This window comes from Pseudoxanthomonas sp. UTMC 1351 (genome assembly GCF_040948865.1).
Lineage (GTDB): Bacteria > Pseudomonadota > Gammaproteobacteria > Xanthomonadales > Xanthomonadaceae > Pseudoxanthomonas_A.
On sequence record NZ_JAVGJT010000005.1, the window covers coordinates 121,945 to 135,258 of the forward strand.

The following is a 13,314-nucleotide window of genomic DNA, read 5'->3' on the forward strand; positions in this document are numbered from 1 at the left end:
CGGCTTACAACGCCCGATGCACCGCTTCGCCGAAAAACAGGGTGTGGTGCGAGCAGTCGTTGAGGCGAACCACTTCCAACCGGTTCACGTCCGGACCTTCCAGCAGATTGATGGTGGTCGGTGCTTGGCGGAAGCTCCACAGCTTGCCGATCAGCAGGCCCAGGATGCGGCACAGCAGGACGCGGTTGACGGCGTCGTGCGCCACGACCAACAGAGTGTCGTGGTCGCCCAAACCCTCGGTAGCCCGCTCGAAGCCCCGCCAGGAGCGCTCCAGCACCTGATCCAGCGATTCGCCGCCGGGCATCAGCACGGTCTGCGGCTCTTCGCGCCAGGCGCGCAGCCGGACCGGATCTTTGTCGTTGATCTCGCTGGCCAGCAAACCTTCCCATTCGCCATGGGCGATTTCCTGCAGATCGGCATCGGTCGTCAGCATCGACGCACGCTCCGGTCCGAGTGCCAGTTCCGCGGTATGCCGCGCGCGCGACAACGGAGACGCGACCGCGCGGGTAATGTCGACCTCGCGCAAACGCTTGCCCAAAGCTGCGGCTTGGGCTTCGCCAACGTGCGAAAGCGGGATGTCGATCTGGCCTTGGTAACGGCCTTCGGCATTCCACGGCGTTTCGCCGTGGCGGGCAAGCAAGATGCGCATGCAGTAGGAAATCCTAGTGGGGAATCAGGCCGTGGCCTGACGCGGCGACGGGAACGGAATGATACCGCGCCCCGGCAATCCCAAAGCGCCGCGACGCCGAACGCGCCGCAGCGCGTAAGGACCCTGACGCACCACAAGGCCCGGCGTCCATGACGCCGGGAAGATACGATCGGCCTACTTGCCGACGTTCATTTCCTTAAGCAGCTGCGGCGCCGGGTAAACCTCTTGCATGATCCAGCGCAGATAACGGCCATCCACCGCGATCATGCGGGTCATCTTGGGATCGAACACCCAATTGGAGCTCACCGATTCCCAGTTGCCATCAAACGCCAGGCCAACCAACTTGCCGTGCGCGTCCAGCACTGGCGAACCGGAATTGCCGCCAGTGATGTCCAGGTCGGACAGGAAATTGACTGGAACGGTGCCCAGGCGCTTGTCTTCCAATCCGCCGTAACGCTTGGCCGCCACCGCATCCAGCAGCGTTTTTGGCGAGTCGAACGGGTCCTGCCCGGTTTCCTTGGCAACTACACCCTCAAGCGTGGTGAACGGGGTGTACGCCACGCCATCCTTGGGTCGATAGCCCGTGACATTGCCGAAGGTGATGCGCAGCGACAGATTGGCGTCCGGGTAAACGAATTTGCCCTGGCTCTTTTTGTAGTTCGACAGGGCTTGCAGGTAGACCGGACGCGCCACCAGCGCCTCGCCCGCACGCGTCTTGCGCTCCTGCTCCAGTTTCAACAGCGTCGGCATCACCGCCACCGCGTACTGAATGGCGGGATCCTTGCTGGTTTCGAACGCTTTGCGGTCGGCGGTGAGCCATTTCATCCGCTCTTCGGTGCTGCCGAGCTTGGTCGCCGCCAGCTTGTCGAGTGCGCGATTGATCGCCTTGGAATCCTTGCCACCCAGCCATTTATCCACCGCTGGCACTCGCTGCGACGCGGGCAACTTGAGGTATTCGCCCAGCCAATATGCCTGCAGCTGTCGGTTCATCGCGGGGACGTAGCGGCGTTCCAACTGTTTCAGGCCACCCTCGATGGTGGGCAGATCGCGCTCCTGGTAGCCGGACTCGCGCTCGGCATTAGACTTCTCGCGCTCCATCGACAGACGGTACAACTGCGTCGCGACGCCGACCGTCCCCGTGCCGTTGAACTGATTCAGCACAATGTCTCTGTCGCGCGTGGCTTTGCTCTGTTCCAGCAGCTCGATTAACTTGGCGTGCGCCGCCAGCGCCGTGGCGCCTTTTCCGCCCTGCCCTTTCAGCCAGTTCAGCACCGCTGTTTCCTCGGCCTGCTTCTGCGTGGCCGCATCGATACGCTTGAAGCCTTCCAATTGGCCGTCATAGTTTTTGCTGGTGTTGTTCCAGCTGGCCATGGTGCTGGCGTACTTCACCTGGATGTCCGGGTTCTTCTTGCCCGCCGCCGACACCAGCGCGATCAACTGCTTGTAGTGTTTGGCGAGGGTGGGATAAGTCCATTCGGCGGTGTTATCGAATTCCTCAGCCAGGGCATACCGATTGGTCGAGCCCGGGTAGCCCGCGACCATGACAAAGTCGCCTTCGCCAAGTGGTTTATCCGCCAACTTCAGCCAGTGCTTGGGACGATAGGGCACGTTGTCCGGCGAATACGCGGCGGGCTTGCCGTCCTTGCCCACGTAGGCGCGATAGAACGAGAAGTCGCCGGTATGTCGCGGCCACATCCAGTTGTCGATGTCGCCACCGAACTTGCCCACGCTGCCGGGCGGCGCATAGGCCAGCCGGACATCCTTGATTTCCAGATTGCGGAACAACCGGTAGGTGTTGCCGCCGGAAAAACTGTACAGCCGGCAGCGGAAACCCGCCTCGGCTTCGCAATCGGCGATCAGCTTCTTCTCGAAGGCTTCCAGCGCTTTGGTGCGACCCAGCGCGTCGCCGCCGGCCGAGGCAATGGCGGCCTTGGCCTCTGTCGTCACGTCCTTGATGGAATCCAGGACGTAGACGCGAGCGTTCGGGCCGGCACTGACCTCATCGGCCGGTGTCGGCGCGTTGAAGCCATTCTTGATCAGGTTCTTTTCCGGTGTGGAGTTGAGCTGAATGGCGCCGTAGGCGCAATGGTGGTTGGTGACCACCAGGCCCTGCGGCGAGACGAAGCTTGCGGTACAACCGCCCAGGGCCACCACGGCGCCCATCGGGTCACCGGTCAGATTGGATAGCTGCTTTGCCGACAGCTTCAAGCCCGCCTTTTTCAATGGGCCGGCGATCTCCGGCAGTTGTTGCGGCACCCACATCCCCTCCCCGGCATGGGCGAAGCCCGCCGACATCAGACCGGCGACGGCAAGCGAAACGACTAACGGATTCAAGCGCATGGACAATCCCCTGGCAGATGTGGCCTGGATTGTAACGAAGGCGTCATTCCAGCCATCCATGACTTATGGCACGGCGCGAACCAGGCGCCTGCCCCTGCGCAGGTCAATGGGCACCGCAACATGGCCGCAAGCGGCGGGAGCTTATAATTCCGCTCCTTACTTACGCATGGGTCAGTACCGACATGGCGCAAACGATGAAAGCGCTGGTAAAGCGCGAGGCGGGCAAAGGCATCTGGATGGAAGAGGTGCCGGTTCCGCAGCCTGGCCCCAATGAGGTGCTGATCAAGCTGGAAAAGACCGCGATCTGCGGCACCGACCTGCACATCTATCTGTGGGACGACTGGAGCCAGCGGACCATCAAGCCCGGACTGGTGATCGGGCATGAGTTCGTCGGCCGTATCGCCGAGCTGGGTCCCGGCGTCAGTGGCTACACCCTGGGCCAGCGCGTCTCCGCCGAAGGCCATATCGTTTGCGGCCATTGCCGCAATTGTCGTGGTGGCCGTCCGCACCTATGCCCATACACGGTGGGTATCGGCGTGAATCGCGATGGCGCGTTCGCCGAATACATGGTGATGCCGGCCAGCAATCTGTGGCCCATCCCGGATCAGATCCCCAGCGAGCTGGCGGCATTCTTCGACCCCTACGGCAATGCCGCGCACTGCGCGCTGGAATTCGACGTGGTCGGCGAAGACGTATTGATCACCGGCGCCGGCCCGATCGGCGTGATCGCCGCGGGTATCTGCAAGCACATCGGCGCGCGCAACGTGGTGGTCACCGACGTCAACGACTTCCGGCTGAAGCTGGCCGCCGACATGGGTGCTACCCGCGTAGTCAACGTGGCTAATCAGTCACTGAAGGACGTGATGGCCGACCTGCATATGGAAGGCTTCGACGTGGGCCTGGAAATGAGCGGCAATCCGCGTGCGTTCAACGACATGCTGGATTGCATGTACCACGGCGGCAAGATCGCATTGCTCGGCATTCTGCCCAAGGGCGCCGGCGTGGATTGGGACCGCATCATCTTCAAGGGCCTGACCGTGCAAGGCATCTACGGCCGCAGGATGTATGAGACCTGGTACAAGATGACCCAGCTGGTGCTGTCCGGTTTTCCGCTGGGCAAAGTACTCACCCATCAATTGCACATCGACGATTTCCAGAAAGGCTTCGAGCTGATGGAAACCGGCAAGGCCGGCAAAGTGGTGTTGAGCTGGGCTTGAATCTAGCGTAGTTCACCGCAGGCAACTCCTTGTGGGAGCGACGTAAGTCGCGATGAAGCGTTACCGGTAACGCTTCATCGCGACTTACGTCGCTCCCACAAGGCTACATAGATGCCGCGGCGGGCAGAACCAACTCACCGGTTATTTCCGGCGTTAACGGATTCCCGATACTGCGCACGCACCGCACTGGGCGTCATTGCATACACTTTCTTGAAGGCGCGGCAGAACGAACTCTGGCTTTCGAATCCGGCTGCCTCGGTGATATCGCAGAACGCCAGAGCGCTATGCCGAACCAGTTGCAGCGAGCGGTCCAGGCGCAGGCGAGTGGCGTAGTCGCTGGGCGTTTCATCGAACACCGCGCGGTAGACGCGCGTCAGATGCCAGACCGAATAATTCACCTGCTTCGACAACCACACCATGTCGTGATGCCTGTCCAACTGCGTGCGGATAAGGTGCTGAACGCGCAACAGCCGCAGTAGTGTTCTGTGCTTTCCGCGGAACGTCCGGCCGGCGCAACGCGGCAGCAGATTTCTCAGCGGCCTTTGTTGCTCCTGCAACGTCGTACTGATTTCGGAAACCTGGGACGATACCTCGGAGATATCAGGCAACGGGCGGCCAGTCGAACGCACCAGCCGTATCAGCAACCGAAACAGTTCGCGGGCACAGGGCTGTTCCTCGGGAAGAATCTCCGCGACCGCGGTAGTGTCAGCCCCCGCGCGGCACCAGCTTTCCGGTGGACCACACAGCACGATCCATCCACTACCGTTTCCTGCCTTGATCTGCAGTGCGCCGTTCCACGCCAGCATCCTGCCGCGCCGGAGCTGCCAGTTGAGATCGGCTGATCTGGCGCGCAACAAACCGCCCAGCGGCAACACCACCGAAATCCATCCGGCAGGAATATCCAGCGTGGCGGTGCGTTCGCTGCTTCTGACCAGGTGCAACTGATCGGTACGCGGGTGATCGGCTGTTTCGTCCGGCACACGCTCGTCCAAAAATAGATGTTCGCCGAACTTCATCCGGTGGACTTGGAATGCGGTGGAAACAGGCGCGCGCGTGGCAGGCGTCCGATATCGTTCGGCGGAGTCGGGCCAAACCGTCAAAGGCGGGGCGAAATGGGTGTCCAGGTTCATTCGGTGCACTCAATCCTGCAAGCGACAACGGATGTTGTTGCAGGTCAGGAGCCGCTTTCAATGGAACTGGGATGAAGCGTCATCTTGCGGGGACCAACGACACGTCGCCGCTTGCACCGGTGATCGGATGTACCTAGTGTTCCCACCATGTCGCGACGTTCCCTTTGCCTGTGGCTTGCGGTGGTCACCTGGTGGACCCTCTACGGCGTTGTGCTGGCCATAGAATCGCTGACCATCCAGACCGCCGCCGGCACCCACTTGGAGCCGGATTTCGCCCATGCGTTTCGCACCAGCCTGTCCAGCGCCTGGATCTGGATTCCGCTCACCGTCGGGCTGATCGAACTGGCCCAGCGTTGTCCGATCGAGCGCGGAGGGCTCGCCGTTTCATTGTCTCTGCATAGCCTGGCGGTGGTGGCCATCATCGCTATCCGCACGGCGCTGTTGTTTGGATTCAACCGCTGGATCGGCTGGTATCCGCAGCTGCCCGACTTCTCGGTGGTGTTGGCCAGCAGCGTGGCGAAGAACTCGCTCATCGGCTGGCTGATCGTCGGCGTTTCCCACGCACTGCTGTACTACGAACGCGCCAACACGCGCGAGCGGCAAGCAGTAGAGTTGGAAGCACGGCTGGCGCAGGCGCGCCTTCAAGCGCTGTCGGCGCAGCTCAATCCGCATTTCCTGTTCAATGCACTGAACTCAGTGGCCGAGCTGGTGCACCGTAGTCCCGCGGCCGCCGACCGGATGCTGGTATCGCTAGGCCAGCTGTTGCGCGCCAGCCTGGAGGGTTCACAGACCCAGGAGGTGCCGTTGCGCGAAGAGCTGGCGCTGCTGGAGCGGTACATCGAGCTGGAGAAAATGCGGTTGGAAGATCGCCTGCGCATGTATTGGGAGATCGATCGTTCGCTGCTATCGGTGCCAGTGCCACGGCTGCTGCTTCAACCACTGGTCGAAAATGCGATTCGCCATGCGCTCGGTCAGCGGACCACGCCGGGCAAGGTGGTGGTGCGAGTCGCCCGGCAACAGGATTGGCTGGTACTGGAAGTCCGCGACGACGGCCAAACGCCTGTCGCGCAGTCGGCACACCACAGCAATGGCATCGGCCTGACCAACACGCGGGCGCGGCTGCGCGCGCTGTATGGCGACGAACATTCGTTCGCATTGACGCGCACCGATGCCGACGACGGCACGGTCGCCCAAGTGAAATTGCCGATCCGTATGCTGGAACAGGCTGCATGAATCGTGCGTTGCGAGCGATGATCGCCGATGACGAACCACTGGCGCGCGCACGCTTGCTGCGGATGCTGGGCGAACTCGGCTCGGTCGAAGTGGTGGCGCAATGCACATCCGCACGCGAGACCATCGACGCGCTGCGCACAGTGGTGACGGATGTACTGTTCCTGGACATACGCATGCAGGATGCGGATGGCTTCCAGGTATTGGAAGCGGCACCGGCCGCACGTCCTCATGTGGTGTTCGTGACCGCTTATGCCGAACACGCCGTGCATGCGTTCGAAGAGGCGGCGGTGGATTATCTGCTCAAGCCCTACTCCGCCGATCGCCTGCAAGCAGCACTGGAACGCGTTCGCGTGCGAGTACCCGGCATGGTGCCGGCAACCACAACCCACTCGCCGATTGCACCACACGCTTACGCCACGCGTCTGGCGGTATCGGTCGGCCGCCGAACCCGAGTCATCCAGGTCGCCGAGATCAGCTACGCGCGCGCGCAAGCCAACTACGCCGAACTCCGCGTGGACAAGCGAGACTACCTGCTGCGCACCACCATCGCCGAACTGGCCGAGCGGCTGGACCCAACCGAATTCGTACGCGTGCACCGATCCGCATTGGTGCGCATCGACGCCGTGGAAAGCCTGGAATCCTGCGGCGGCGGTCAGTACCGGCTACACCTGCATGACGGCGTCGCGCTACGCAGCGGACGCAGCTATCGCAATGCAGTGAGGAATGCGTTCGGACTGGCGTAGCTTGCTGGAGCGGGGAGCGGGAATCGAAAGACTCTGCTTATTCTCCGTTTCGTCAAACCCCGTAGGAGCGGCGTCTCGCCGCGAGCTCTTTCCATCAGATCGCGATAGAGGCGAAGAGCTCGCGGCCGGACGCCGCTCCTACCAAGCCCGAGGCGGCACGGCCCCAGCCAGGGCCATGCCGGTAGCGCATCGCGATACTCAGAACCGCTGCTGATAGCGCATATAGCTGAAGCGGCCGATGTCGAACATGCCCTGGTACTTGGTACTGGTGCTGGAGTTCGGATTGGAATACATCGGCGGACCGATATGCTCGAACACGTTGTTGACGCCAAAGGTGATGGTCGCATCCCACGGCGCTTCCCAACGCAGTTGGAGGTCATGAAAGGTGTTGGAGCCCACGCGGTTGATGTTGCCGCTTTGCTGCGGATTGCGTGCGATGTAGCCGGGATGCGAGCACTCTTCCGGGAACAGGTTCGGTTCCAGGCAGGCTTCCTTCATAGAAGAGAAGTAGCGTGCATTCCAGTTGACGCCGAATGCCCCGCGGCTCCAACCCAAGCCCAGCGTAGAGCGGATGCGGAAGGTGCCGGTTGCGCCGGCAGTGGTTGCGAACCCGACCAGCTGGATCGGCAAAGCATTCGGATCGGTGGCTGTCTTCAGTTCGTCGCGGCGGGTATAGGTGTTCTGCCAGTTGACGGTGAAGTCGCCATAGCCGGTAGCCAGCCGGTAATTCAGATCGAAGTCGAAGCCTTCGGTTTCGCGGAAACCCGCATTGATGAGGTCGAATGTCATCGCATCGACATAGCCCAACACCGGATCGCGAGTGAAGCGCGTGCAACGGCTGCTGTCGCCCTGCACATAGCAATCATTGAGGATCTGGGTAGGCGTGTCGGGAACGATGGTGTCTTCGACGCGAATTTTCCACCAGTCCAGACTCATGTTGAGGCCACTGATGAATTGTGGGCTCCACACGAATCCTCGGACGGACTATCGGGCGTACCGCCCTGTTGCGCGTAGGCATCAGCGAACGGCAGCATGCCGACGATGCCACCGCCGGAATCAGCAGAACCTGACGGATGGTGGTGGTGAGAATTTGCTTGTGCATTCGTAACTCCAGATGGGACGGACGCGCGGCTAAGCCGTCCTATGAAATTACGACTGTTTAACCGGCCATCTTGCGCCGGATGGGCGGTCTAATTTGGCCTAAATAGGCGACTAGCACCGGCGGTTGATTAGCCGGTTGTCAGCACACGGAGCGCTCACCAGAATGCAGCGTCGGGGCGTCGCACGCCATGCAAGTTAGATTCGAGTAATGCGTTCTGCCTGTTCCGTTCGCGCACGCACCATCATTGGAGATCGTGATGCACACTCCGTCGTCCGCCAGATCATTGCCGTCATTGAGCGGTTTAAGCGCCTACGAAGATCACGCTCTACTGTTGCTACGCATCGTAGTCGGAGCGTTCCTCGTATGGGGCGTGTCCGACAATATCCTCAGCGCGGCACGCATGGCCGAGTTCTCCTCGTTTCTCGGGCATCATGGCTTCCCCTATCCGAACGTACTCGCTCCGGTTTCAGTCTGGGCCCAATGCCTGTGCGGATTGGGATTTATCTCTGGGCTCGCGATACGTTGGGCCGGGCTGCTGTGCGCGGTGAACTTCATCGTGGCCGTGGTGATGGTGGACGGAAAAGCTGGCATCCGCCCAGCGTTTCCAGCCACCATGCTTGTGCTCGTTGGCCTGTATCTGGCCGCTCGCGGTGCAGGTAGATTCGCGATACCAAGCGTGCGCTTGCCGATATTCGCTTCGCGTCGGAGCTGAGCGATCTTGCCGCTGAGCTCAGCGTCGACTATCGATCTGCCCAGCGCCTGGTTCACATGACAAGACCTCATTCTTCTGAAGCGCTCGTCCTGGCGAGGCCGGTTTCTTCGCACTTGTATCTAAGTGAAATATGCTGCATCCAGCATGTGTACGGAAGTTGCTGAGGGAGCGGCCTCCGGTAGCGAGCTTTTCTCATTGATCTCGCTAAAGCAAAAGCTCGCGGCGAGACGCCGCTCTTACGAGTTCTTCCGATATCCCAGTCGATGGCATCGCGCTTTTGGATACGTCTTGTTCTGCAACGGCCACGAAAGAGGGCGCCTTGCGGCGCCCTCTTTCCTTTAAGCGAAAAATCTATCAGGGAACAGCGACTGCGACAGTCAGCACAACGCCCGGCTTGTAGATGTCCGAGCCACGGCGCAGTTCTTCCGCGTCGGAGCCGAATGTGTCGTAATAGCCAAGGGTTGCGGTCGCCGGGCCGAAGCCTTTTGAAACGCTGACCGAACCGTCAAAAAAGTCTGCGCGACCGCCATTATTGTCGGCTTCGATGGAGGTGTAGCCGGTGGAAGCGCCCAGCGAAAATCCGGAATCGCCCAGATCGTAGCCGGCTGACAGGCCGGCGTAGATTTCTTCGGCACCCGTGTTGCCGTAATCATCGGCATACGCGAGGATGCCCCCGACCGTCACCGGGCCGCTCCAGGTCAGCTTGGCGATGTACTCGTTGTAGTCGATGTCGCCGTAGCCGTCGTCCGAACCCTCGTAGGTGTAGCGGGTCACGCCCAGGTCAAGGTTCCAAGCGTCACTAAGATCCTTGTTCCAGCCGGCGTAGTAATCGAACTCGAAGTTAGGCCCGCCTGCACCAAAGTCCACATTTGAACCCCATGCGCCTACATACAGGCCAAAGGGTGCCGTGTACGTCACACCCGCTTGGAACGCAGGTCCGTTATCGGTCTGGGACACGCCACGAAACACGTAATCGGTGGTCACGGCCAAGGACACACTGACGGGTGACGAGGCTTCTTCCTCGGCTTCTTGCGCCGACGCGACGAACGGCGTGGCCAGCATGGCGACGGCTAGAGCGAAACTGAGCTTGGATGACTTCATCCGGATTCTCCTGGTGGGCTGTTTTCTAGGGGTTGAGGGCTGGCGCCGGTTTGGGGCGCTGTCTCCAAACTGCAACATCAGTTTTACAATTTCTTAACCGGCTTGATATTGCGGCGCAACAATCCTCGTAGTCAAGTGCCCGCCGCCGGATTTTTCGGTTGCTTTTGAAACCATTCCATCGCTATCGCTTGACGGTCATAACCCCGTTCCGGCAGTCGCCGGAAACAACCTGAAACGTGTCGGCGACAGCCGGATGGAACTGCCTTCGGCATTGGCAGGACTGGCCGCATGCGCAGGCAGTTCAATTTCCAACTCATCATGTGTTTCCTGCAGGCGGGCTCTCAGCCGCAGCCGCGGACCGCTGCGCTGCGCCCAAATGACGGTCGCCTGCCAACCCGGTCCATCACCGTCCAGTTGGAGGTCTTCCGGACGAACGAACAGCTCCACCGCGCCCTCGCCTTTTGTCGCCGCCGGCGGAAACAAATCGGCGCCGGCAACACGTAGGCGATCGTCATGCCATTGGCCCGGCAGGCGATTCACCGCGCCTACGAAGGAATAAACAAACGGCGAAGCCGGTTGGTCATATGCCTCGGCGGGACTGGCCAATTGCTCGATGCGGCCCTGATGCAGAATGGCGACGCGATCCGCCAGCTCCAGCGCTTCTTCCTGGTCATGGGTCACGAAGATCGTGGTCAAGCCGGTGCGGTCGTGCAGTTCACGCAGCCAACGGCGCAGATCGCGGCGCACACGTGCATCCAACGCTCCGAACGGCTCATCAAGCAGCAACACGCGCGGCTCGATCGCCAGGGCGCGCGCCAATGCCACACGCTGGCGTTGACCGCCGGACAGCTGTGCCGGATAGCGCGCCTCCAGTCCATCCAGTTGCACCAGTGCGAGCAGTTCGCGCACTCGTTCTTCTATCTTGGTTTTCGGCCAGCGATCCTCACCACGTCGCACGCGCAGGCCAAAGGCGATGTTCTCGCGCACGTTGAGGTGCCGGAACAAAGCATAGTGCTGAAATACGAAGCCCACCCGCCGCGCCTGCACACTGAGTCGCGACGCGTCCTCGCCGTCGAACCAGATAGCGCCACGGTCGGCTTGTTCCAGGCCGGCGATCGTGCGCAGCAAAGTCGTCTTGCCGGAACCCGAAGGGCCTAACAGCGCCAGCAGTTCACCTTGCCGCACATTCAGGCTGATGTCGTCCAGCGCAGCGAAATCGCCGAAACGCTTGCTCAAATGCTCGATCTTGATACCCATGGCTTACCTCTAGTGGCGATGGATGGCGGCCAGCGATTCGCCGTGGCGCCATTCCAGATATGACTTCAAGACAAGCGTGACCAATGCGGTCAGCGCCAGCAAAGAGGCGACGGCGAAAGCCGCGCTGTAGTTCTGCGCGATGTCGTTGTAGAGAACCTCCACGTGCAGCGGCAGCGTATTGGTGCGCCCTCGGATATGGCCCGAGACCACCGATACCGCGCCGAATTCTCCTAACGCGCGCGCGCTGCACAACAGCACACCGTACAGCAGCGCCCAGCGGATATTGGGCACGGTGACACGCCAGAATGTCTGCCAACCATTGGCACCCAGGCTGAGCGCGGCTAGCTCTTCGTCGGTGCCTTGCTGCTCCATCAGCGGCATGAGTTCGCGCGCGATGAAGGGAAAGGTCACGAACAGCGTCGCCAGTACGATGCCGGGCACGGCGAAGATGATCCTGGGTAGCTGCAGAGTGATCTCGCCCCACACAGGCAGGCTGAAATGCCATCCCTCATCGATCAGCGGCCAAGCCCAGCCCTGTGCACCGAAGATAAGCACGTACACCAAGCCGGCCACCACCGGCGATACCGCGAATGGCAGATCGATCAGGCTCACCAGCAAACGTTTGCCCGGGAACTGATGCTTGCTCACCGCCCACGCCGCGGCGACACCGAATATCAGATTCAGCGGCACCACGATCCCTGTCACGAGCAGAGTAAGTTTGATGGCGGACAACGCGTCCGCTTCGGTGACGGCGGCGATGAAAGCCGGAGCGCCATTGCTCAGCGCTTGCGCGAACACCAGCAGTAACGGCAACAACAGAAAACCCAGCAAAAAAGCCAATGCGACCGCGATCAACAGCACACGCACCCACTTCGGTTCCGTGGTCGCGGCGACAGGATCGGAGCGGCGGGCGCTGACAGATTCCAGAAGCGAGCCCTCGGAGGGAAAGGCCATAGCAGCGGAGACGGTTTCGCTCATCTTAGCGCGCCTCGCTTAGCCAACTTGGATTGCAATGTATTGATGGCCAGCAGCATCAGCAGTGATAGCAACAACATGGCCAGTGCGATGGCGGTTGCGCTGGCGTAATCGTATTCATCCAGACGGAAAGTGATCAACAGCGGTGCGATTTCGGTGACTCCGGGCAGATTGCCCGCAATGAAGATCACCGAGCCGTACTCGCCCACACCGCGCGCGAATGCCAGGCCGAAGCCTGCCAATATGGCCGGCCACAACGTGGGCAACACCACTCGCCGGATCGCCTGCCAACGGTTCGCGCCCAGCGTCGCCGCGGCTTCTTCGAGCTCCCGCTCCACTTCCGCCAACACCGGTTGCACCACTCGCACTACGAATGGCAGGCCGATGAACACCAGCGCCACCGTGATGCCCAATGGCGTGTAGGCCACTTTGATTCCCGCCGCTTCCAGCCAGCGTCCTATCCAACCGGTAGGGCCATAGAGTGAAGTCAAGGCAATGCCCGCGACCGCGGTGGGCAATGCGAATGGCAAATCAATCATCGCGTCGAACAAGCGTTTGCCAGGAAATCGATAACGCACCAGCACCCAGGCCACCAGCGTACCCATCACCGCGTTGAAAGCGGCCGCCGCGAGCGCCGTGCCAAAACTTAGTTTCAGCGACGACAGCACGCGTGGTTCAGTCCAGATGTCCCATAGACCTTGCCACCCCAATCCGCCCGCCTTGATGAACAGACCCGCCAGCGGTATCAGCACAATCAAGCCTAGCCATATCAACGTATAGCCCAGGCTGAGGCCAAAACCGGGCACGACCCGCGTGCGCCGAGCGCGCTTTATCGATGACGATACTGCCGCCATC

At 61.1% G+C, this 13,314-nt stretch carries 12 protein-coding genes; 4 read left to right on the forward strand and 8 right to left on the reverse strand.

The features are described from left to right. Positions 1–4: 4 nt before the first annotated feature. Positions 5–649 (reverse strand): histidine phosphatase family protein, encoded by a 645-nt coding sequence (locus tag AB6O04_RS03605; RefSeq protein ID WP_368562381.1) that lies wholly within the window; start codon positions 647–649, stop codon positions 5–7. A gap of 174 nt (positions 650–823) precedes the next feature. Beyond that, positions 824–2,989 (reverse strand): S46 family peptidase, encoded by a 2,166-nt coding sequence (locus AB6O04_RS03610; protein ID WP_368562383.1) that lies wholly within the window; start codon positions 2,987–2,989, stop codon positions 824–826. A gap of 182 nt (positions 2,990–3,171) precedes the next feature. Here AB6O04_RS03610 and tdh point away from each other — a divergent pair, with 182 nt between their 5' ends. Beyond that, the gene (tdh, locus tag AB6O04_RS03615; protein ID WP_368562385.1) at positions 3,172–4,206 is read left to right on the forward strand and encodes an L-threonine 3-dehydrogenase; all 1,035 of its coding nucleotides are present in this window, start codon (positions 3,172–3,174) and stop codon (positions 4,204–4,206) included. A gap of 134 nt (positions 4,207–4,340) precedes the next feature. On the opposite strand, the gene AB6O04_RS03620 is transcribed toward tdh, so the two are convergent. Continuing rightward, a complete protein-coding gene (locus AB6O04_RS03620) occupies positions 4,341–5,336 on the reverse strand; it encodes a helix-turn-helix transcriptional regulator (protein WP_368562387.1) in 996 nt (331 codons plus the stop codon). Between the two features lie 147 nt (positions 5,337–5,483). On the opposite strand from AB6O04_RS03620, the gene AB6O04_RS03625 reads away from it, so the two are divergent. Together AB6O04_RS03625 and AB6O04_RS03630 are read left to right on the forward strand one after the other, a co-directional pair. Beyond that, entirely contained in the window at positions 5,484–6,569 is a 1,086-nt protein-coding gene (locus AB6O04_RS03625; RefSeq protein ID WP_368562389.1) for a sensor histidine kinase, read from the forward strand. Then, positions 6,566–7,312: a LytR/AlgR family response regulator transcription factor gene (locus AB6O04_RS03630; RefSeq protein ID WP_368562391.1), complete on the forward strand. Its 747-nt coding sequence runs from the start codon at positions 6,566–6,568 to the stop codon at positions 7,310–7,312. The genes AB6O04_RS03625 and AB6O04_RS03630 overlap by 4 nt, the downstream gene beginning before the upstream one ends. A gap of 198 nt (positions 7,313–7,510) precedes the next feature. Here AB6O04_RS03630 and AB6O04_RS03635 read toward each other — a convergent pair whose 3' ends face one another. Beyond that, entirely contained in the window at positions 7,511–8,281 is a 771-nt protein-coding gene (locus tag AB6O04_RS03635; RefSeq protein WP_368562393.1) for a TonB-dependent receptor, read from the reverse strand. Positions 8,282–8,667: 386 nt separating this feature from the next. Between AB6O04_RS03635 and AB6O04_RS03640 the strand changes: the two genes are divergently transcribed. Next, positions 8,668–9,126, forward strand: coding sequence for a DoxX family protein (locus tag AB6O04_RS03640; protein WP_368562469.1), 459 nt, complete (start codon positions 8,668–8,670; stop codon positions 9,124–9,126). A 354-nt stretch (positions 9,127–9,480) separates the two neighbouring features. Here the strand turns inward: AB6O04_RS03640 and AB6O04_RS03645 are convergent, their stop codons facing one another. The 4 genes from AB6O04_RS03645 to cysT all read right to left on the reverse strand — a co-directional run bounded on the left by AB6O04_RS03645 (position 9,481) and on the right by cysT (position 13,313). Further along, positions 9,481–10,227, reverse strand: a complete 747-nt coding sequence (locus tag AB6O04_RS03645) for a TorF family putative porin (protein WP_368562395.1) — start codon at positions 10,225–10,227, stop codon at positions 9,481–9,483. Positions 10,228–10,422: 195 nt separating this feature from the next. Continuing rightward, positions 10,423–11,484 carry a sulfate/molybdate ABC transporter ATP-binding protein gene (locus AB6O04_RS03650; RefSeq protein ID WP_368562397.1) on the reverse strand — a complete coding sequence of 354 codons (1,062 nt, stop codon included), beginning with the start codon at positions 11,482–11,484 and terminating at the stop codon, positions 10,423–10,425. A 9-nt stretch (positions 11,485–11,493) separates the two neighbouring features. Further along, a complete protein-coding gene (gene cysW, locus AB6O04_RS03655) occupies positions 11,494–12,462 on the reverse strand; it encodes a sulfate ABC transporter permease subunit CysW (RefSeq protein ID WP_368562399.1) in 969 nt (322 codons plus the stop codon). After that, the gene (cysT, locus tag AB6O04_RS03660) at positions 12,459–13,313 is read right to left on the reverse strand and encodes a sulfate ABC transporter permease subunit CysT (RefSeq protein WP_368562401.1); all 855 of its coding nucleotides are present in this window, start codon (positions 13,311–13,313) and stop codon (positions 12,459–12,461) included. Before cysT ends, cysW begins: the two co-directional genes overlap by 4 nt. Between the last annotated feature and the right edge of the window lies 1 nt (position 13,314).

Coding starts and splice junctions, on each gene's coding strand:
- AB6O04_RS03620 (WP_368562387.1), bottom strand. CDS start 5,336: ATGAACCTGGACACCCATTTCGCCCCGCCTTTGACGGTTTGGCCCGAC.
- AB6O04_RS03645 (WP_368562395.1), bottom strand. CDS start 10,227: ATGAAGTCATCCAAGCTCAGTTTCGCTCTAGCCGTCGCCATGCTGGCC.
- AB6O04_RS03625 (WP_368562389.1), top strand. CDS start 5,484: ATGTCGCGACGTTCCCTTTGCCTGTGGCTTGCGGTGGTCACCTGGTGG.
- AB6O04_RS03610 (WP_368562383.1), bottom strand. CDS start 2,989: ATGCGCTTGAATCCGTTAGTCGTTTCGCTTGCCGTCGCCGGTCTGATG.
- tdh (WP_368562385.1), top strand. CDS start 3,172: ATGGCGCAAACGATGAAAGCGCTGGTAAAGCGCGAGGCGGGCAAAGGC.
- AB6O04_RS03630 (WP_368562391.1), top strand. CDS start 6,566: ATGAATCGTGCGTTGCGAGCGATGATCGCCGATGACGAACCACTGGCG.
- AB6O04_RS03605 (WP_368562381.1), bottom strand. CDS start 649: ATGCGCATCTTGCTTGCCCGCCACGGCGAAACGCCGTGGAATGCCGAA.
- cysW (WP_368562399.1), bottom strand. CDS start 12,462: ATGAGCGAAACCGTCTCCGCTGCTATGGCCTTTCCCTCCGAGGGCTCG.
- AB6O04_RS03650 (WP_368562397.1), bottom strand. CDS start 11,484: ATGGGTATCAAGATCGAGCATTTGAGCAAGCGTTTCGGCGATTTCGCT.
- cysT (WP_368562401.1), bottom strand. CDS start 13,313: ATGGCGGCAGTATCGTCATCGATAAAGCGCGCTCGGCGCACGCGGGTC.